17 protein-coding genes are annotated in these 20,112 nt (G+C 49.3%); 4 read left to right on the top strand and 13 right to left on the bottom strand.

The window, feature by feature from the left end; translation table 11 throughout:
• Window positions 1-94: 94 nt before the first annotated feature.
• The 3 genes from ACJJIJ_RS06910 (at window position 95) to ACJJIJ_RS06900 (ending at window position 2,604) form a co-directional block, all read left to right on the top strand.
• Window positions 95-925 carry a TauD/TfdA dioxygenase family protein gene (locus tag ACJJIJ_RS06910; RefSeq protein WP_444939037.1) on the top strand — a complete coding sequence of 277 codons (831 nt, stop codon included), beginning with the start codon at window positions 95-97 and terminating at the stop codon, window positions 923-925.
• Window positions 926-1,293: 368 nt separating this feature from the next.
• Complete coding sequence (gene sigZ / locus ACJJIJ_RS06905; RefSeq protein WP_444939036.1) at window positions 1,294-1,839, top strand: RNA polymerase sigma factor SigZ; 546 nt, start codon at window positions 1,294-1,296, stop codon at window positions 1,837-1,839.
• Between the two features lie 63 nt (window positions 1,840-1,902).
• A complete protein-coding gene (locus ACJJIJ_RS06900; protein WP_444885042.1) occupies window positions 1,903-2,604 on the top strand; it encodes a glutathione S-transferase family protein in 702 nt (233 codons plus the stop codon).
• Window positions 2,605-2,997: 393 nt separating this feature from the next.
• Here ACJJIJ_RS06900 and ACJJIJ_RS06895 read toward each other — a convergent pair whose 3' ends face one another.
• Window positions 2,998-4,170 (bottom strand): dipeptidase, encoded by a 1,173-nt coding sequence (locus ACJJIJ_RS06895; protein ID WP_444939035.1) that lies wholly within the window; start codon window positions 4,168-4,170, stop codon window positions 2,998-3,000.
• A gap of 189 nt (window positions 4,171-4,359) precedes the next feature.
• On the opposite strand from ACJJIJ_RS06895, the gene ACJJIJ_RS06890 reads away from it, so the two are divergent.
• Window positions 4,360-4,833 carry an LEA/WHy family protein gene (locus tag ACJJIJ_RS06890; RefSeq protein WP_444939034.1) on the top strand — a complete coding sequence of 158 codons (474 nt, stop codon included), beginning with the start codon at window positions 4,360-4,362 and terminating at the stop codon, window positions 4,831-4,833.
• Between the two features lie 71 nt (window positions 4,834-4,904).
• Here the strand turns inward: ACJJIJ_RS06890 and ACJJIJ_RS06885 are convergent, their stop codons facing one another.
• The 12 genes from ACJJIJ_RS06885 to ACJJIJ_RS06830 form a co-directional block, all read right to left on the bottom strand.
• On the bottom strand, window positions 4,905-5,861 hold the full coding sequence (locus ACJJIJ_RS06885) for a lipid A-modifier LpxR family protein (RefSeq protein WP_444939033.1): 957 nt from the start codon (window positions 5,859-5,861) through the stop codon (window positions 4,905-4,907).
• Window positions 5,862-5,917: 56 nt separating this feature from the next.
• Window positions 5,918-7,627 carry a sulfatase-like hydrolase/transferase gene (locus ACJJIJ_RS06880; protein WP_444939032.1) on the bottom strand — a complete coding sequence of 570 codons (1,710 nt, stop codon included), beginning with the start codon at window positions 7,625-7,627 and terminating at the stop codon, window positions 5,918-5,920.
• 264 nt (window positions 7,628-7,891) lie between these two features.
• Complete coding sequence (pgsA, locus tag ACJJIJ_RS06875; RefSeq protein WP_252085819.1) at window positions 7,892-8,458, bottom strand: CDP-diacylglycerol--glycerol-3-phosphate 3-phosphatidyltransferase; 567 nt, start codon at window positions 8,456-8,458, stop codon at window positions 7,892-7,894.
• A gap of 106 nt (window positions 8,459-8,564) precedes the next feature.
• Window positions 8,565-10,379: an excinuclease ABC subunit UvrC gene (gene uvrC / locus ACJJIJ_RS06870; protein ID WP_444886106.1), complete on the bottom strand. Its 1,815-nt coding sequence runs from the start codon at window positions 10,377-10,379 to the stop codon at window positions 8,565-8,567.
• A 39-nt stretch (window positions 10,380-10,418) separates the two neighbouring features.
• Window positions 10,419-11,072 (bottom strand): response regulator, encoded by a 654-nt coding sequence (locus ACJJIJ_RS06865; RefSeq protein WP_252085817.1) that lies wholly within the window; start codon window positions 11,070-11,072, stop codon window positions 10,419-10,421.
• A gap of 482 nt (window positions 11,073-11,554) precedes the next feature.
• Window positions 11,555-12,571 carry a UDP-N-acetylmuramate dehydrogenase gene (murB, locus tag ACJJIJ_RS06860; protein ID WP_444939031.1) on the bottom strand — a complete coding sequence of 339 codons (1,017 nt, stop codon included), beginning with the start codon at window positions 12,569-12,571 and terminating at the stop codon, window positions 11,555-11,557.
• Between the two features lie 10 nt (window positions 12,572-12,581).
• Complete coding sequence (kdsB, locus tag ACJJIJ_RS06855; protein WP_252085814.1) at window positions 12,582-13,349, bottom strand: 3-deoxy-manno-octulosonate cytidylyltransferase; 768 nt, start codon at window positions 13,347-13,349, stop codon at window positions 12,582-12,584.
• Window positions 13,339-14,373 (bottom strand): tetraacyldisaccharide 4'-kinase, encoded by a 1,035-nt coding sequence (lpxK, locus tag ACJJIJ_RS06850; protein WP_444886104.1) that lies wholly within the window; start codon window positions 14,371-14,373, stop codon window positions 13,339-13,341. The genes kdsB and lpxK overlap by 11 nt, the downstream gene beginning before the upstream one ends.
• Window positions 14,374-14,381: 8 nt before the next feature.
• Window positions 14,382-16,196, bottom strand: coding sequence for a lipid A export permease/ATP-binding protein MsbA (gene msbA / locus ACJJIJ_RS06845; protein ID WP_444939030.1), 1,815 nt, complete (start codon window positions 16,194-16,196; stop codon window positions 14,382-14,384).
• Window positions 16,197-16,312: 116 nt separating this feature from the next.
• On the bottom strand, window positions 16,313-16,732 hold the full coding sequence (locus ACJJIJ_RS06840) for an ExbD/TolR family protein (RefSeq protein WP_252085811.1): 420 nt from the start codon (window positions 16,730-16,732) through the stop codon (window positions 16,313-16,315).
• 15 nt (window positions 16,733-16,747) lie between these two features.
• Window positions 16,748-17,371 (bottom strand): MotA/TolQ/ExbB proton channel family protein, encoded by a 624-nt coding sequence (locus ACJJIJ_RS06835; protein WP_252085810.1) that lies wholly within the window; start codon window positions 17,369-17,371, stop codon window positions 16,748-16,750.
• 73 nt (window positions 17,372-17,444) lie between these two features.
• On the bottom strand, window positions 17,445-20,018 hold the full coding sequence (locus tag ACJJIJ_RS06830) for a DNA internalization-related competence protein ComEC/Rec2 (protein WP_444939029.1): 2,574 nt from the start codon (window positions 20,016-20,018) through the stop codon (window positions 17,445-17,447).
• Window positions 20,019-20,112 lie beyond the last annotated feature (94 nt).

Here is a 20,112-nt window from a genome sequence, read left to right as displayed (position 1 = left end):
AGCCAAAATCATTGGGAAAAGTGAATTACAAAAGGTTGAACCTCTTTACGAATATCTTATTATGCGATGACATTCATTTGATGCGACACCTATCATGCATATCTCTCAGTTCTCAACAGGCTGTGGTGCGCTCGTGGAAGGCATACAGCTAGCTAATTTATCTAGTACCGAGCTAAGCGACCTACGCCAAGCTTTCGCTGATCATGGCGTGCTATTTTTTCGCAACCAGTCTCTATCCCCTGAGGAGCACCTGACCTTCGCCCGCCGCTGGGGCGAAATTGTCATCAATAAGTTTTTTACCCACACTCAGGAATATCCAGGCATCGCTGAAGTACGCAAGGAGAAAGATCAGGAAACCAATGTAGGCGGTGGCTGGCATACTGATCATTCTTATGATCCGGAACCAGCCCTCGGCTCGATTCTGGTTGCCAGAGAATTACCTAAATCCGGAGGCGATACCCACTTCGCCAACCTACAAAAGGCGTACGAAAGTCTTTCCAATGGGCTAAAGCAAACACTGGAAACACTTAGGGCCGTACATTCCAATGTCCACATATATGGTGAGGATGGTTACTACCAATCAACAGATTTGTCATCACAACTTGGGGGCGTCAACGAAGTTGGAGAAGCGATTCATCCGGTGGTAATCCAGCACCCCGATAACGGGCGCAAGATTCTCTATGTAAATCCAGGGTTCACACTGCGCTTTGAGGGATGGACACCTGAGGAAAGTAGACCTCTATTGAACTTCCTATTTGCCCACGTGCTCACTAATGGCTATACATGCCGCTTCAATTGGGAGCCGGGCTCAGTCGCATTTTGGGATAACCGCTCTACCTGGCATTCTGCCGAAAATGATTATCAGGGACAGTTCCGCCTAATGCACCGTATCACCCTTGCTGGAAGAGCATTAGAAGCTGTCTGACCAGAGTTTGGGGCGTCGCAGTTTACCGTCAGTGAAAAGATTCGGCTGCGCCCCAGATAGACTCCTCACACTGGCCGGGGCTTTAATCATCAGTGGTTATGTATGTGTCATTAGCGACTATTAAAACAAGGCAACTTCTAGACAAAGCTCGTCCCCCGAGAAGTATCCAGTTACTCCACCTTCCTCTAGTGTTTTCTCAACAAACTTGTCTCTACCCCTCTGAACGATTCTTATCTACTGGATTTGATTAGTGTCTTACGCCGCCGCTAAACTTAGATGAAAGCGAAAGGGTTCTTCTCATCTAATTTCGAACAAGTGGCTGAAACCAGCTGGTCAAAAAAATGCATAACGCAAGAGCGGTAAAAAATATGACTATTGATTCTGTTTGGAAAGAATATCGTTCAGCCCTGCGAGCTTTTCTCAGCTCAAAGGTTTCATCTGCCGATGCAGTTGATGATCTGCTCCAAGAGATCCTGATAAAGATTCACAGGAATATCCATACAGTAAGGGATCAAAAAAGTATCAAATCTTGGCTATTTCAGATAGCCAACAGGACGGTTATTGATTTCTACCGTGAAAATGGAAGGCTCAAGGAAGTAGAACTCGAAGACAACCTGTTGTTACCTGAAGAGGATTCAGAAACGCAGCGTAGGTTATCAGCCTGTATAGAGCCTTTTGTTAACGCGCTCCCACAGGACTCAGCTGCTCTACTAAAGGCTATTGAACTGGAAGGTCAGTCACAAAAATCTTATGCGACAGAGCATAAAATCCCCTACTCCACCTTAAAATCCAGAGTACAAAAAGGTAGAAGCCAACTGCGCAAACTATTTGAGGACTGCTGCCATTTCACTCACGACATCCATGGAACAGTGATCGATTATGTGCCGAAATCAAAACACCATAAAAATTGTTAAATAGTTTCGTCTTTTTCAAAAAGCTTCCGTCATATAAATACAAACCAATGACGAGGACGAATTATGATCAAGGTTGTCAGCTTTAAAATATGCCCTTTTGTTCAGCGAGTAACCGCCCTTCTTGAAGCAAAAGAGATTCCCTATGAAATTGAGTACATTAGCTTGAATGATAAACCTCAGTGGTTCCTGGATATCTCACCCACTGGCCAGGTACCAGTTCTGATCACCGATTCTGGGGAGGCCCTCTTTGAGTCCGATGCGATTGTTGAGTACTTAAATGAAATAGCCCCACCTCTAGAGTCAGGGCTCACTCCAGAACAACGTGCGCGCGACCGAGCCTGGAGTTACCAGGCAGCAAAGAACTATTTGCTACAGTGCTCTGCTCAACGTAGTAAAGATGAGCAAACACTGGCTGAGCGCAGCGAAAAACTGAGCAAAGTTTTTGAGCGAGCTGAAAAGGCTTTAGGACAGGGGCCATATTTTAAAGGCGCGACGCTAAGTAATGTCGATATTGCCTGGTTACCACTTCTTCACCGAGCTGCCATTATCAAAGCACGTTCCGGGTACGACTTCATTGTCGACTACCCAAAAGTAAAGGCATGGCAAACTGCCATTCTGAATACTGGATTGCCAGAAAAATCAGTACCTGAAGATTTCGAAAAGCTCTTTACAGATTTCTACCTATCAGAAAATACTTTTCTTGGAGGTAACAAGGCAAGCACCCACAATCTAGATAACTCTTGCGCCAATGGGAGTTGCTGCTAATTTTCTCTACCGCACGCCCCTTGAAAGAGGGGCGTACAAAGAGAAAGCGTGTCAATTTACCCAGCACAAACTTACTACATAACTCGAATAAATCACTAGTCCTTGTCATTTTATTCACTGCAACTACTTCGGAGCTCATAGTAGTCAACAAGTCAAAGCAACCCTATTTACCCTTGATGTTACAATGTTATGCGAGATCAGATATTTCTAGATGTCTGGATTAATATCTAGATGAAGTTAAATTGTTAGGGGATTGTCAGGCTCCGAACAAATGGATAGAGATTCACATGCCCTTCAAGAATCACCATCTCCCGAATACATCCCAATAACTCTGATCCAGTTCTTACAGGTTGGAATGACAGCTCTCTCTCGAATAACCTCAGAAAGTAAATTTCAATCCCCTTGGGGTAAGTTCTTCAGGAAAAAGTCTCGTATATTTTCACCCATGACCTTTCGAATTTCCTCTTCAGTAAACCCTTGACTTAGCATTTCTGCGGTCAAAATCCCCAAATCACCAGCATCAAAAGAAACTTCAACGGTGCCATCATAATCTGAACCAAGGGCAACATGATCAACCCCTAATAGATCTATGGCGTAGCGGATTGTTTTAACAATATTGTGGGGGCTATTATCACATACCGCTTCCTCCCAAAATCCAATGCCGATCAAGCCCCCTTGATCGGCAATCTCCTTCATTAGGTCATCGCTAATATTCCGCGGCGAATCACACATACCTTTCAGGCCAGTATGAGAAATAATTACAGGCCTTTTGGTCAGAGCCAACACATCCCTCACAACAGGCTCTGAGGAGTGGGCTACGTCGATAACAATTGAACGTTTATCCATCTCCTGCACAGCTGACCGACCAAACTCTGTTAAACCAGCCCCACTTTGCCCATGCAAAGATCCACCCAGTTCATTGTCAAAAAAGTGCTGTAATCCCATCACTCGAAAACCGGCCTCATAAAGGCGGTCAATATTGGATAACTCACCCTCTAATGGGTGGGCCCCTTCAATACCAAGAATTGCTGCGAGGGTGCTAGCACCTTGTTGCCGGGCCAGGAGGACTTGCCTCAGATCTTCCGCATTACGTACAATGCGAAATTTCTCGGGAGAAGAATCCTGTAGCTTAGCAGCCCTTTCAGAGTGAAAAAGTGCCCGCTCCAACAAGCTATTCCATGTTCGCGGCGGCCAACCTTGAGCAATTGCCAGTAAGGTTATATTGTCACCAGCACTAGCAGAGTTTTCATTTAAGTTCATGCCCCGGGGAGACTTAGTAACAGAGGTAAAAACCTGCATTCCCAAATTACCACGCCGTGCCCTGGGTAGATCCAGATGGCCATAGTTTACCTCCTTTGACAAATCACGAGACCAGAGGAAGCTATCTGCATGCAAATCACCAACAATGAGTGATCTATGCAAAGCTTCAGCTTGTTCGGGAATTTTAGGGGGCTCACCAACACTAATCTTGTTTAAACTTCGCTCAATTCCTGGCAGCAAAAGCCATTTCCAGCTCGCGAACAATATTAATGCCACTGCTGTCAAACTTATAAGCCAAGTCTTCATTATGATTTCCTGATGCCAGTAGTCTTGTTCACGATTGGGGTTATAACCTGAGACGTTGCGGCATGTCAGGAGCCAGCTAGGTTTGGAAACACTCAACGATCAATTAAAAGTCAATACGCTCAAAATACACACACAACATCACCTTAATCTGGTGTCCAGGTCAATATTTAGGAAAACCAAGGAATCATAGTGACAAATTATTATCGATTTATTCTAATATTGTTGATTACAGTACTATTTAGTGGCTGTGCGGCACTTTCACCGAGCTTCCAAAAGCCTGAAGTAGAAGTGGTCGCCGTGGAGCCTCTTCCTGCAAGAGATGGTAATAATCTCAGATTTCGAATTCACCTTCGTGTTTTCAACCCAAATAATAGTGAATTGGCACTCTCCGGTCTTTTCTACACTCTGCGGCTAGGTGGGCATAAGGTTTTGACGGGAACCTCAAATAACCTGATGCCCATCGCCCCCTATGGCCAGGATGATATCGCTGTGGATGCAACAGCCAGCATAGTTGGCTCAATCTTTGCCGCTGTAAACCTCATTAACTTAAATCAGCACTCAATACCCTATGAACTAGAAGCAAAAATAGGCTTGCGTAAATCACTACTTCCCTCAATTAAGGTGAATAGAAGTGGGGTCATTCACTTGAACCAATATCGGTAACTCTTTCGCTTGATTTACTACTTGTCGGTCTGTGGATTGCGAGCCTGCTTGCCCTCCTCATTACTCACCCGCTAAATTTGCTTGGTAAGGATCAGGGACATTACAAAGTTACCCATTGGTGCACTGTTATGACTGAGGAACCCCTCGTCAGGATGGGACTGGGACTCATAAATTTTTGTGTTATACCTGATATTCAAGCCGAATTCGTAAGAGTTTCGACCAAAGAAAGCGCCGATATTCGCAAACGTCACCTCCTTCTCAGGGGTGACACCGTAGCTGAAGATTTTTACTCCTCCCTTAGTCTTTGAATTGCCCTCCATCAATACATTCCTTTGAACAGTTCTATGCTCTAACCCAGCCTGTAAATACCAGTAACGCCCACCCTCAAGGGGGGAGGACGCGGCACTAAAGGCGGGTAAAGAGCTTCCCAATAAAACTCGCACCCCTGCACCAAAGTCCCTGACGATATTACCTGTTTTCCAACGAAGGTAAGGCACTAGTCGGTAGCTTGTGCCCCATATGACATTCTGGAGTAAGTGATAATCTAACTTAAGCTCAGGCATCAGTCCCCATTCATTGAAGACCTGGGAATCCCATCCTTTGGGGGGAGAAGACGAGACAATCCAGTGCATAAATTTCTGTGTTTGGCGAGCGCCCGCTCTAGAGCCGACTGTTCCGGCATCAAATGTTAAATCAATCATCCACTGATTTAAAATTTGATATTTGTATCTTATGCCTAAATAGCTCCAACCTGCATAGGGATGCTCTTCATTAATGGGTTCAGATCTACCAAGATGATCTGGAGTATAAATCTCCTGACCAAACCTCAAGGTGTAGGGCTTTCCTATAGGGCTCCAACGAACAAAGAAACCGCCTGTATAGTCTCTGTCTGTCTGGAAAAGTGCATCATTTACCAGTTCAAGCTGTAACTTCCCTTTTGGTGAGTCATCCGCACAAAGCATTGAGGCGTGGCAGACAGACAGCAAACCGACAATAGAAGCTGAAAGTTTTTTTCTATTAATAAGCACCCTTAACCTGCCCTCTCGAATGATTGAACCAGTTTGTCCAGATCAAAATCCGGTGATTAATGCCCCCAATCCCCAACCTTATCGGCCCCAGGGATTTGAAACTCCAGGTATTCCTCAATGCTAAATGGCATTTCTTCCACGACTGCTCGAACTCGTTGGCCAATGGCTTTGGTCTCAGGGCGCGCATTGGCAAGCCCGGTGTAGGGGATACCCTTTCCGCTTGGCACATCAGGATACTTTTTCTTAAAGAGCCGATGCCGTGCAACCATATGATTGAACTGCCCTTGGGTGTATATCAAAGGCACTAATTGCGGATATTCCTCACGCGGGTCCATGTAAAGATCGTAGTAGGCCTCTGGCATCCCTGAAGACGCAACCTCACCAGCGCCTATCCAGTGACGCTTATAGCGCCCTTTTACCGTAGCTCCTAGTTGGTTGCCGGTATAGATAAAGACATAATCCCGACGACTATGGGTATCGCCATTTAGCAGCAGTGCAGTCTGATCCAAACCATCCACCACTCTGTCGGTTGGAATATACTCAGAGGCGCCAGCAAGCCTGGCAAATGTGGTGTACAGGTCGGCGATATGAATAATATCTCCCACTACCTGGCCGGGTTGAACCATACCTGGCCACCAGGCAAAGGCTGGGACTCTTACCCCTCCTTCGGTGAAATCCCCTTTGCCTCCCCGATATAACATGGGGAGCATACCCCAACCCGCAGGGGGACTGTGCACCATGGGTCCATTGTCTGCCATGGCTATAAAGAGAGTGTTTTCTGCGATACCCAGCGCTTGTAGCTCCGCCATTAACTGGCCGGCGAAGTCATCCACTGCGGGAAATGAATCCGCCACCATCAAACCAGAAACGGATGGCTTGGGCATAAAGGCGGCCATAAAATTCAAAAAATTAGGCCAGTAGGCCACAAAGAAAGGCTTGTTGGCTTCAGCGTTCTTACGAATGAACGCTATGGTACGGCGCTCCGCCTCGGGGTCGAACTTGCTGAAACACTCATTCGAAGTCCCGCACCACTCCCTACCAGGCTGTCCTTTTTCACCTTCAATATTCATGACCCAACCGGTGGGAACCAAACCGGGGTTATCCAGGCGATAAGGGTCTGGAGGGTATATCTCAGGAAACATACCCAGCACCGCATTTACGGCATTAGCTTGAGGGTTAAAAAGAGAGGTTATCTGGTTCATTGGGGTAAATAACGCCTCATCAAACCCCTGGTTGTGCAAGTAGCTCTCCTCAATATCTCCTAAGTGGCCTTTCCCAAAGAACCCAGTGGCATACCCGGCTCTGGACAGCACCTCCGCAATGGTTACTTCCTCAGCACGAAGCCCAGAAAATTCATGGGGCATCCCCACAGCCCCCATGCCATAACGCACCGGATGGCGACCGGTAAGCACAGCAGCACGGGTTGGAGTACAGGAAGGTTCAGAGTACATGCGAGTAAAGTTGATACCCTCTGCGGCCATCTTATTTAAGTTGGGTGTTGAGTAACCGAAATTTTTTTGTAATGCAGGAAATCCAACAGCGCCAAAGGCGGTGTCATCCCAGAGAAGGAAAACAATATTGGGGGGCTGCCCATATTTATCCCGTAGAGCCTGTAACCGCCTGGTTATTTCTGAGTCTTCTTGCTGCCAGCGCTCACCATTTTGCATTTTCAACACATAGTATTCAGCGTCATGCACTATCTGTGCCTGCACAGGCATCCAGCTCAGAAACACCAGTAACCCGATCAAGATTTGCCTCACTTTCACAGTCCATCCTCCCTCAGTAAGTGTGGCTGGAAGTGCAATACTTTTATTAACAGTGTTACAACCCCAATGCATCACTCTAGAAGAAAGGTGTCATAGGAGCGCTATAAGTGGCGACAACTAGAAAGTTTTTATGAGTGGCCAGGACTTACAGAGGCCCTGCGGTTCTGCCAGAGTGGAAAGAATTTAAGTCGTGGAGGGATAGGTGCCCCACAGGATGCAGAAGGGCACCTAAAATAACAAGATTGGCAATAACAGGGATCTAGATCACAGAGACTTATGATTATCAGCCATCAATACAGGCCAGGCTGCGCGTAAGTACATCACCATGGTCCAAAGGGTCAGAGCCGCGGCAATATACAGCAGTAGATAGCCCAGAGTTTCCATTACAGGAAAGTCGCGGACATCAAAAGCGAGAAGAACTATGATTGCCGCCATTTGTGCAGTTGTTTTTATCTTCCCGACATAGGACACAGCAACACTACTGCGCTGCCCCAGTTCTGCCATCCACTCGCGCAAACCTGAGACCGCGATCTCACGGCAGATAATAATGGCTGCAGCCACAGTGAACCAGGCACTTTTGTGCAGACCCACAAGCAATACAAGCGCAGTAGCTACCATTAACTTATCTGCAACAGGGTCAAGAAAGGCGCCAAAGGCAGTGCTCTGATTAAGTTTCCTTGCCAGGTAGCCATCAAGCCAGTCGGTAACTGCGGCAGCTGAAAAAATAACTGCAGAAGCAATGTAACTCCATTTATAAGGTAAATAGAAAACCAAAACCAGGACAGGTATCAGTGCGACGCGAAGCAGTGTAAGTTGGTTGGCGAGTGTCATACTTTTCTCTGTTCTTGCGGAGGGCGTACGTTATCAAGCTGTGGGACAAATTGAAACGCTCAATGAGAAACCCGGAGAAAAAATCCGCCGCCTGTGCCCTGCATTTTTACTCGTGATGTAGTGCCGAGTATATATCCTGCGCAAGCTTGCGACTGATGCCATCTACACTAGCAATTTCTGTCACTGTAGCCTTCTTAATTTCCTGAAGACCGCCAAAATGGCGAAGCAATGCGCGTCTACGTGCGGGGCCCACGCCAGCAATACCCTCCAGAGGGGACTCCCTTCGTTTTTTGTCACGCCGCGCGCGGTGCCCGGTAATTGCAAATCGATGGGCCTCATCTCTAACCTGTTGAATCAGGTGCAATGCCGGGGAGTCCGCCGAAAGTACCAGCTCCTGATTACTGGAAACGATATGTAAGGTCTCGAAACCTGCTTTACGGGTAGTGCCCTTGGCCACTCCGATTATCTGAACACCTACAACGCCCAGGCCATTGAGGGTATCCACCGCCTGACTGACCTGCCCCTTGCCACCGTCAATTAACAGGATATTAGGGAACTTACCCTCACCTCCCGATAGGCGCGTGTAGCGACGCTTAAGTGCCTGCCCCATTGCAGCGTAATCATCACCAGCCTGAATGCCATCAATATTAAAGAGACGATAATCTGACTTAACTGGACCGCCTGAATCAAAAACCACACAAGAAGCAACCGTGGCCTCACCCGAGGAGTGGCTGATGTCGAAACATTCCAGCCGCTCAGGCAACTGTTCCAGTCCAAGCACTTCTTGAAGGGCCTCAAAACGACTAAACAACTTCTGCTGCGCTGCAGTGCGGCTACTTAAATTCTGCTGAGCCGCCTGCTGGGCCATTTCCACCCAGGTAGCGCGCTTGCCTCGCAGTTTATGGGTAACTGAAATGTCTCGCCCTGCCTGAGCACCGAGTGCCTGCTGCAGCGGAACCACATCTTCTATAGATTCCGAGGCTAGAATTTCACGGGGAATTTCTCTTGGACTACCGAGATAAAATTGAGCTACAAAGGCCGAAAGCAATTCAGGGTGGCTTAAGCCCAATCGCTCACTGGGAAAAAAGCTGCGACTACCAAGAATTCTCCCCTGTCGGATAAAAAGTACATGAACACAGCAGCTACCACCCTCGGTGGCAACACCATGGACATCAACATCCCCTGTATCACCCTCTGCCACTTGATCTGCTTGAAGACGCCGTAGTGCGGATATTTGATCCCTGAAGCGCGCGGCCTTTTCAAACTCCAACGCTCTTGAGGCTTCATCCATTTCATCGGCCAGTTCACGAATAATATTATCGCTCTTGCCAGTGAGAAACATTTCTGCGTGGCGTACATCCTGGCGATACTCCTCGGGACTGATGAAGTCTACACAGGGTGCCGTACAGCGCTCAATCTGATATTGCAGGCAGGGCCTGGATCGATTGCGAAACACGCTGTCTTCACAGGAGCGAATACGAAAAGTCTTTTGCAAAAAATTCAGGCTATCACGTACAGAAGAGGCGTTGGGAAAAGGACCAAAATAGCGGCCTTTCTTTCGCTTAGCTCCACGATGGAGTGCTATACGGGGAAAAGTGTCAACACTGGAAAGAAAGATGTAAGGATAGCCCTTATCATCTTTCAGCATCACATTGTAAGGCGGACGCTGGGATTTAATCAGGCTCTGTTCGAGTACTAATGCCTCGGTTTCACTACGAGTAACAGTTACTTCGATGTTGCCGATCTTCTGCACCAGCGCCATGGTCTTGGCTGTGAGCCCAGAGCTGCGAAAATAACTGGCAAGCCGATTGCGTAAATTTTTCGCCTTACCCACATAAAGTATATGGTTACTGGCATCGAACATTTGATAGACGCCAGGCTTACGGGTAACTGTAGAGAGAAAACGCTTGCTATCGAACATCTGACAACCGGTCTTGCCGCTTCAGTAAATACACGGATATTAGAGCGCTGCTTCCGGGTCGAGTATCTGGTACTTGACGGCAAGCAAGGTCAATTCCACATCGCTGTTAATATTCAGCTTTTCAAATATCCGATAACGGTAGCTATTTACGGTTTTAGGGCTGACCGAAAGGGACTTGGCAATCTCAGCAACCTTGGCTCCATTCACAATCATGTCCGCAGTTTGCAACTCACGTTTAGAAAGTTTTTCAAAGGGAGAAAGGTTATCCGATTGGCCTGAGACATTGCGCAGAGCCATTTTGGTAGCCATGGAGTTACTTATAAAAACTCCACCATTCATTACTGTATGAATTGCACGCACCATCTCTTCAAGATCTGCCCCCTTGGTCACATAACCCATAGCACCGGCTTGCATAAGGCGGCCAGGAAACAGGTCGTCATCCAGGGCGCTAACAGCCACTACTTTGACTTCAGGACAGCGGTTTAACAGCTTGCGGGTCGCCTCCAAGCCACCCATTCCTGGCATTTTTACATCCATCAAGATGACATCAACCGCAGTCTCACGCACGAATTCCAGCGCTTCTTCGCCACAATTCGCATCGCCAACAACTTCAATATCCTCGACGTCACTCAGCATGCGCGAAATCCCCATTCGCACAAGGTCGTGATCATCCACCACTAAGACTTTGATCAAGCTATCCCCAACTACGGATAAGTGCAGTGGCTACGCAGCGTACAATCCCCTCGCGCGTGCTCTTGAACTGCGTTCTTCTTTTTACTCACGGAGAAACTACTCCGCGCAGATCCTCCCCAAGAATCCAGTCGCAACATACCAGACAAAAACGCTACTGCAAAGCGCCACCACCGTTTCAAATGCTGTTTAACCGATGTTTAGCCGCAGGATCTTGGCTTGTATATAGCGATTAATTATAACCTAGAAACGTAACAGCTAATCATTCTGCACTCAAGCCGGCCTTTGCCGCATGACTTGAGGAAACGAAAATTCAAGAAATAAAAAAAATTTTTTGTACTTTGCAATAGTCAATAGATTTTATATTTCTAACAGCTATAGCAGAATTCTTTATAGAAACCAGTATAAAGTCCTGCCATCAAAACCAGACAGGACTTGGGGGTCGCACTTTGCGAATACTCGAAAGGCAGTTTATTTACTGAGCTTTAAGGGTAAAAGCGTGGCTCCGGCTCGAGGGAAACACCAAATTTTGAATGTATATCGGCAGCAATATCCTGAGCAAGCTGTACTAATTCACGGCCTGCTCCCCTACCAGGATTAATCAGCACCAGTGCCTGGCGCTCATGGACTCCAACCGCACTGCGTCGTAAACCACGCCAGCCAGCGCGATCTATTAACCAACCAGCGGCAAGCTTCCAATCCTCGCCGGCAGCGAAAGCAACTAGATCGGGATGCTCTGCTTTTAGACTCTGATAGAGATCCGTATCTACCACCGGGTTTTTGAAAAAACTCCCGGCATTGGGGATCTCAGTAGGCAAAGGCAGTTTGTTACTCCGGATATCAATAACTGCTTGAGCAATCTGAGTAGGTGTCGGGTGGTCTGCATCCCAATTGTGCTGCGAAATATATTGGCGCAGTGCCGGGTAGTCTACGCGCGGCTGCCAGTCTTGTGGCAACTGCAAATTCACCTGGGTAATAACATACTGGTCGCGCAGACGCCCTTTAAAAACACTATCCCGATAGGCAAAACCACAATCGTCTTTAGTAAAATCGTGCAGCTCACCTGTGGCAACTTCCATAGCCTGCAAGCTTGTAAAGCGATCACACAACTCGATACCGTAGGCACCTATATTTTGGATCGGTGCCGCACCAATCTTACCGGGAATCAGAGCAAGATTTTCAAGTCCACCTATGCCACTGCTGACAGTAGCCATAACCAGCTGGTGCCAATTTTCCCCAGCCGCAGCTTCAATAGTATGCCCCTGACTATTGGGCTCTATTAAAAGTCCTCGCAAGTCGACCTGGATAACAAGACCTGGGAAATCATCGGTCAACACAACATTGCTACCACCCCCCAAGGGTAAGATTGGTAATTTCTGTGTTCTGGCGAAGGCCAATGCCTCTCGCAGCTGATCCAGGTTTTGCACCCTGGCAAAGTGGGCGCTACGAGCCGAAATTGCCAAGGTATTGTGGGGCTGCAGGTCAATATCAGTTTCTATCATGCAGGTAACTTTAACCGAGAAGCTCACGCATTCGCTGGAGATCCTGCTCGGTATCTACACCACCGGGCACCTCCGCACAGGCAACAGCCACATGAATATTCTCATCGTGATACAAAAAACGCAGCTGCTCTAGGGCTTCAAACTGCTCCAGTGGCGCCACTGGCCAAGTAACAAAACTTTGCAGCAGCGCTACACGATAAGCATAGATACCGATATGACGGCGCGGTTCCAACCCCTGCGGCAACTCATTTGCGTGCACAGCAAAGGCATCGCGCGGCCAAGGTATTGGCGCACGGGAAAAATAGCGGGCTAACCCGGATTGTGCAGCAACCACCTTAACAATATTAGGGTTGCGGAAATCTTCCACCGCAAGAATAGGTTCGCACAGGGTAGCCACACCGGCGCGGGTATTTTCCGCAAGGTTAGCGGCTACTTGATTAATTACCTGAGCGGGAATTAAGGGCTCATCCCCCTGTACATTCACCAGAATACGGTCATCGGCTAAACCCAGGTTAACAGCGACTTCCTGTAGGCGGTCAGTGCCCGATGCGTGATCAGCAGAGGTCATACACACCTCACCGCCAAAGCCACGAACTGCCTCCGCTACTCGCATATCGTCGGTGGCAACGATGACCCTCTCTGCATCACTCTCGCAAGCCCTCTCAAAGACATGCTGAACCATGGGTTTGCCGGCAATATCTGCCAAGGGCTTGCCCGGTAAACGACTGGAGCCAAAGCGGGCGGGAATAATGACATCAAATGAGTGTTTATTTTTCATCTTTGGAGAACTGTTGCAGGTGCTGGTGCACCTTCTGATAAAAAAGATCTGGCAACTTGGCACGCACTTCCAGCGCCCACCAGTGACTCTCCCAGAAATCGCGACACTTCACCGCGTCTTTCATCGTCATAATCACTGGTGTCTCGCCATCGAAATGCAGCTCCTGGGGGCTGAACTGGTGATGATCCGCAAAGGGCTGCTCCATCACCTTGTAGCCCATACGTTGCAGTGCGCGGAAAAAACGTTTGGGGTTTCCTATCGCTGCCACCCCATGGCAGGGGCCTGGCTCAGGGCCTGAGGTCAGGCGCAGCGTAGAGGTCTGATCAAGGTTAAACTGGTGCCAGCAGGCAGGCTCCAGAGTCATCTGGTATTCCAGTAGCGCACCGCACTGCTGTTTCACACTGGCTTCAGGCTCGCCATTACTCACCACCAAATCGACACTCTGTAAACGACTAATGGGTTCCCGCAAAGGGCCACGAGGGAGCATATGCCCATTGCCGAGACCGCGACTGCCATCCACCACGCAGATTTCAAAGCTTCGCCAGAGGCTGTAATGCTGTAAACCATCATCAGAGAGGATCACATCACACTGGTGGTAATCAACTAACGCCCTCGCCGCTTCGCTGCGATTGGGGGAAACCATCACCGGTACCCCGGTGATCAAATGCAACATCAGCGGCTCATCACCGGATTCCAGAGGGTGAGACTGAGCAGTTACCTGGTAGGGATATTGCTCTGCACGACCGCCATAGCCACGGCTAACAATCCCGGGATTTTTACCCCTCTCTTTTAGCCAGCGAGCCAACTCTGCCACCAATGGCGTCTTACCGGCACCACCGACGGTGATATTGCCTACAACAATAACAGGTACCGATAGTGGTTCCGGTGGGGTGCGGGAACTGATCACTCTGCGCCGATTACTCACTCCGCTATAGAGCAACTCCAAAGGCGTAAGCAGAGATAAGGCAGGGCTTGTACCGTCTTTCTTGTACCAGCGCTTGTTGAACCAGTCTTCCAGTGACATCCAGTGCCCTAACCCATTGTCTGCTGTTGTAATAATGTGGCATAGCGCCCACCGCGGGCGAGCAGTTCGCTGTGCTTGCCGCTCTCTACGATACGCCCTTTCTCCATAACCAGGATTCGATCGGCACTTTCAATCGTACTGAGACGGTGGGCTATCACAAAGGTGGTGCGATTTTTCATAACTTCTGTCAGAGCCGACTGGATATGGCGCTCTGATTCATTGTCCAGTGCTGAAGTTGCCTCATCGAGAATCAATACCGGTGCATCTTTTAATAGCGCCCGCGCAATAGACAATCGCTGTCTTTGGCCACCGGAAAGCATCTGGGCATTGTCTCCCAATACAGTTTCCAAACCTTGAGGTAGCTCCTCAATAAAGTTAGCCGCATGCGCCAACTCGATAGCCCGCAAGACATTCTCTTTCGGTGCGCCTTCCAAATCGCCATAGGCGATGTTGCGATAGACGCTGTCGTTAAATAGGACGATATTTTGGGACACCATGCTGATATGTCGGCGTAAATCTTGTAGGGGAACCGTTGAAATATCGACTCCATCAAGAAGGATGCGCCCGCCAGTAGGCTCGTAAAAACGCGCCAGCAGACTGGCAAGCGTTGTTTTACCGGAACCCGACGCCCCTACCAGCGCAACTGTTTCGCCCGGCTCCACCGAGAAGCTAATATTCGACAGCACCGGGGGAGCGGCCTCATCGTAACTAAAATCGAGAGACTCAAAGGTAACCGCACCACGCACCGGCTTGGGCAACACCTCGCGGCCGCCCTCTGGCTCACTGGGGGTATCCATTACTTCGAAAATACTTTCCGCGGCGGCAATTCCCTTCTGAATATCTGCAAAAACTTCTGAAAGACTGCGAACCGGCTTGGCCAGAGAAGCTGCGGCACCAATATAAGCGGCAAAGACCCCCGCGGTCATGGATTCCACCATACCCGGAGCCAGGGCAAACCACACAATAGTGGCAGTAGATAGGCCAACCAGAATCTGAATCACCGACACGCTGGCATTGTTGGCCACCACCAGCTTCATAAATTGTCGGCGGTTATTGTCACTGGCAGATTCAAAACGTGAATTCTCATATTCTTGGCCACCATACATCCGTACTACTTGATAGCCATTAATCGCCTCCTGGGTAACATGAGTGACATCACCCATGGAGTTTTGGATGCGATGGCTCAGTTTACGGAATCGTTTGCCCACCGTACGCACGATTAGAGCAATCAAGGGGGCAAAAAGGAAAAAGGTCAATGTCAGCTTCCAGTTCACCAACAACAAGTAAGCCAGCAGCGCAACGGTAGTAAAAGTCTCGCGAAATAAAACCTTAACCGCCTTGGTAATGGAATTGGTAACCTGCTCAACATTGTATGAGACTTTGGAAATCAGGTAGGCACCCGTGTAACGATCAAAATAAGCACTAGGCAGCTGGCCAATCTTCTCAAACAACTGCGAGCGCAACTGGTGAATAATTGCGCGCCCCACATAGGCGAGACCATAACTGCCAACAAAGTTACCAATCGCACGCAGGAGAATAATGATGAGCATGGCCAGAGGTACCAGCCAACGCGCAGTCTCCTGTGGCATTACCCCATCAGGATAATAGGAGGCTACGTATTTCGAGAGAAAACCTCTGCTTTCTTGGATGCCAGCGCCCACCGCATCTAACAGCAGCTCCGTAACGGCAATTAAGCTGACGCCCATGGTGGAAAACAGGAAAAATCCCAGCACTGCAACAGCAAAAATCGCTAGGTGCGGCCGAGCGTACGCGAGTAAACGACGATAGGTGTGCGCCCCGTGCTGTGGTTTACGGGGGGGCATGGTTACTTTCTTCATACAGACCAATGACTGGACTCGCCCCAACCCCTTAGGCAGTGGGGCGAGTACGCTCGCAAGGCTAATCGTCCATCCCTGGCATTAAAGCAAAGCCTAGCGCGCTAGTTCTCTTCTGGTTGCCGTGTAGTAATGCTTAGGTTGACAAAGCCTAGCTGTCCAGCGGCATCCATTGCCCGCACCACAGCCTGATGGTGAGCTGTAGCGTCGGCGGTTATCACAAGCGGGCGATTGTACTCGCCTGCAGAAACTTCCGACAGCGCAGATTTCAAAGTGGTCAACTTTTTGTTGATCAACCCCTGGCCATTTACCGAATAAGAACCATCGGCACTGATCAGAATTTCAACAGAACGAGGCTGCTCTTCTGCCTGAGGCCCAGCGGCCTCGGGCAAATTTAACTTCAAATGGCTCTCTTTGGTGAATGTGGTCGACACCATAAAGAAAATCAGCAGAAGAAAGACCACATCGATTAATGGCGTAAGGTTTACCCCATCCTGCTCTTTGGTTTGGCGGCGAAATTGCATCTATTGCTACCTCACTCAGGCCGCTTTTTCAATTTTGCGGTCACTGTGTAAGGCATCCACCAGCTTCACGGCTTCCTGTTCCATGGTTACCACAATAGTATCCACTCGGCGCTGGAAGTATCTGTGCGCCATTAGCGCTGGAATCGCCACAGTCAAACCCGCCGCCGTAGTAATCAGAGCCTGGCTGATACCACCGGCCAAAATACCCGCATTGCCGGTGCCCTCCAGCATAATTGCCGTGAAAACCTGGATCATACCGATGACAGTCCCAAGCAAACCGATCAATGGCGCAATCGCGGCGATGGTGCCGAGGGCATTGAGGAAACGCTCCAGCTCGTGTACTACCTGGCTTGCAGTTTCCTCAATACTGTCTCTCATTACTTCACGGCCGTGGCGGGAATTGGAAAGTCCTGCGGCAAAAATTCGTCCGAGTGGGCTGGAATCACGCAGCTCCTTAAGTTTCTCACTATTGACCTGGTTGCTTTTTAGCCACCCCCACACTTCTCCAAGTAAAGTGCGCGGTGCAATACGCTGGGGATTCAGCGTCCAAAAACGCTCAATGCTGATAGCAATAACAGCAACGGAACACAACAGGATCGGCAACATCAACCAGCCGCCAGATTTTATTATTTCAAACACTTTTCTTGGCCCTAAACAGCGAGAGGGATTTCAGGAATTTCTTCTGCATCTTAGACGCAGGAGTCGCACTTTATCACAGCTGCTCTCGGCGGCTAAGTCTTCCACTAGGCTCAGCCTCACCATTGTGATCCGCATACCAAAACCGTGGCGCTGAACGACCCCAGCTGATCACAGGCTCCGAGGTGCCTCTTTGCCAAGAAAGCTCGACAGCTCCACTTTGTGCTGTATTAAAAATTTGTGTATCCATCGCACGATAACGTGCGACTACATTCGCATGGGGATGGCCAAAATGATGACGATAGCCTGCGCTGAATATCACTCGCTCAGGCCTTGCCCAGCTCAGTAAAGCCTGGGATGAAGAAGTCTTAGAACCATGATGAGGCGCCACCAATAAATCTACTGGCTTCTCCATTGGATAAAGCTCCACAAGACGGCGTTCTACGGAGCTTGTGATATCCCCAGTAAGTAAAATACGCACCTGTTGCCATTCAATTAGAACCACACAACTTTGATCATTTTCCTCTCCATCAATTTTTTTTTGCAGTGGCCATAACCAACGTACAGAGAGCTCACCGAAATAAAGCCTTTCACCCGCGACACAGGAGTCTGCTCGAATATCAAAATCCCCCACCAGTTTTTTTCCCAGTTGCCCTGGAGCATAGAAATTATTGACGGGCAGTGACTGCAATAGCGCCGCCACCCCACCCGCATGATCCCTGTCACCATGGCTGACGACCAACACATCGAGCTCTCTCACCCCGACTCCACTCAAATAAGGAGCAACGATGGCCCCTCCAGCACTCCAACCCGATGGCGAGAGAGGTCCGGTGTCAAAGACAAGGCGCGCTTCTTGGGAGCGGACCGAGAGAGCCAGACCCTGGCCAACATCCAAAGCGGTGAAAGTAAGCCCCTGACGACCTGGTGTCGAAACAGGCAGCATAGATTGGAGCAAAGGAAGCAGAAACAAGCAGCCGAGATATCGTCCCGGCACCCCCCTGGGTAAGATTAATAACAGGGCGCCCAGTGCGGATAAGACAAGCAGGGTTGTGCTTTGAGGCGTTATCAAAGGCTGCCAGGTAGGAACAAAATCCCGGGCATACTTCAGCATTTCCATGAGAAGAGTCAGTTGCCAGTCGGCAAATTTAAAGCACCAGATTCCAAGGCCAGTCCCTAACAGTAAGGTGCCAAGCATCAAGGCCGGCAGTATTATCAAGCCAAGCCAGGGAATTGCCATCAGGTTCAGCAGCATTCCGCCAGAGCTGTACCCAGAAAAATACACTACCGAGGGTAAAATCAAACCCAGCGCCACCAGCCATTGGCTACGCAATAATTGTACAAAGGTGGAGAACCAGCGTAAAAACCAAGCTTCCACGTGCCTTTTCATCCCCACATGAGCACTCGCCTCACTTCCCTCCACACCGTTCTCCGTTGTCCTCTCTTGCCTAACAGAGCTACGCCCAGAAAACCCCAAGAGAAGCGCACCCACAGCGGCGAATGACAGCCAAAACCCGACTCCGAAGAAAGCCAATGGCTGGATAAATAGCACTAATGCCAAAGCGAGAGAAAAAGCCAAGCCAGCACCTACCCGTCGCCGCCAATGCCAAGCCAGCAGCAATACCCAGGTCATCACCAGGGCCCTTTGGGCGGAGAGAGGAGCGCCAGCCAACAAGGTATAGGTTAGAGTGCCAATAAGCGCCAACAACATCGGAATCCACCTGGGACAGGTCCCCATCAATACCCCGAGAGCCCTCGCCAATACCTGCCCCAACAGCAGTAAAAACCCAGCCACCATGCCCACATGCAGGCCCGATATTGCCAAAAGGTGTGCCGTCCCTGTCTGCTTTAACAGGTCACTGTCGGCACGGGAAAGGCCGCTGCGATCCCCTAGTAACAGTGCTGTAACCAGAGCGCTTTGGTTTATCGGTAGCCTTTGAAGCTTCTGCCTAAAAGCATCTCGCAGGGCGGATAGCCCCATGCCCTGGCTCAACCACTGTGGGTCGCCATTTTGCGGGCGCACATACCCCGTTGCATAAACACCCCGCCGTAAGAGCCAGCCCTCATAGTCAAAGGTATGGGGATTTACACTACCGCGTGGACGCTTTAACCGCACCGGCAAATCCCAGTGGCTATTACCTCGCAGCAGCCTTTGCACCTCAACATCTGCGCGGTACCAGGTGAGATAAAGAAGGCTGCCTGAATGAACTTCCCCCGGCCCCGCCTCCAGTATTCTCGCCTGGAAGCGTATATCCCGGGTAGCGCCCCTCTGTAACGCTGGATTACTCCTCACCTCGGGGAGGGATACAACCTCAACCCTTAGGCGTTGATCAATGCCATGAGCCGATTCAGGTAAACGCTGCTCAAGCGCGGCTTTATTGCTCGATAAAGCCCAGAGAGCACCGAGTAACGAGATGACAAGTAATAGGCAAAGAGCGCGTGTTTGAGGGAGGGAAACCAACAATAGGAAGGCAATAATATATACCCACAGTACTCCCCCTATTTCTGGTAGAAACGGCAACAAACCAATAGCAGCAACTGATAGAGAGAAGACCCAAAGGGCCAGCGTAGGGCTCCATAGCCACAGAGTAGTCTTAGGGTCCCAATCCACATCCAGCCTGCACTTTTTTTGTACAGGATTTATGGTTCTCATCCTTGTCCGAAGCCCCGTGATAGCAATAGATCAGAAAATTTGACACCGCACACAAAACAGGCACCATAGAACCAAAACATGTCTATAACCGGCG

The organism is Microbulbifer mixtoriginis (SeqCode) (assembly GCF_052467945.1).
The sequence above is the reverse complement of the archived record's forward strand: the minus strand, read 5'-3'. Positions and strand labels throughout refer to the sequence as shown.

Excerpts from the sequence above, each read along its gene's own strand:
- uvrC (WP_444886106.1), bottom strand. The coding sequence starts at position 10,379 with ATGTTCGATAGCAAGCGTTTTCTCTCTACAGTTACCCGTAAGCCTGGC.
- msbA (WP_444939030.1), bottom strand. The coding sequence starts at position 16,196 with ATGCCCCCCCGTAAACCACAGCACGGGGCGCACACCTATCGTCGTTTA.
- murB (WP_444939031.1), bottom strand. The coding sequence starts at position 12,571 with ATGATAGAAACTGATATTGACCTGCAGCCCCACAATACCTTGGCAATT.
- pgsA (WP_252085819.1), bottom strand. The coding sequence starts at position 8,458 with ATGACACTCGCCAACCAACTTACACTGCTTCGCGTCGCACTGATACCT.
- ACJJIJ_RS06830 (WP_444939029.1), bottom strand. The coding sequence starts at position 20,018 with ATGAGAACCATAAATCCTGTACAAAAAAAGTGCAGGCTGGATGTGGAT.
- ACJJIJ_RS06900 (WP_444885042.1), top strand. The coding sequence starts at position 1,903 with ATGATCAAGGTTGTCAGCTTTAAAATATGCCCTTTTGTTCAGCGAGTA.
- ACJJIJ_RS06895 (WP_444939035.1), bottom strand. The coding sequence starts at position 4,170 with ATGAAGACTTGGCTTATAAGTTTGACAGCAGTGGCATTAATATTGTTC.
- ACJJIJ_RS06910 (WP_444939037.1), top strand. The coding sequence starts at position 95 with ATGCATATCTCTCAGTTCTCAACAGGCTGTGGTGCGCTCGTGGAAGGC.
- lpxK (WP_444886104.1), bottom strand. The coding sequence starts at position 14,373 with ATGTCACTGGAAGACTGGTTCAACAAGCGCTGGTACAAGAAAGACGGT.
- sigZ (WP_444939036.1), top strand. The coding sequence starts at position 1,294 with ATGACTATTGATTCTGTTTGGAAAGAATATCGTTCAGCCCTGCGAGCT.
- ACJJIJ_RS06840 (WP_252085811.1), bottom strand. The coding sequence starts at position 16,732 with ATGCAATTTCGCCGCCAAACCAAAGAGCAGGATGGGGTAAACCTTACG.
- kdsB (WP_252085814.1), bottom strand. The coding sequence starts at position 13,349 with ATGAAAAATAAACACTCATTTGATGTCATTATTCCCGCCCGCTTTGGC.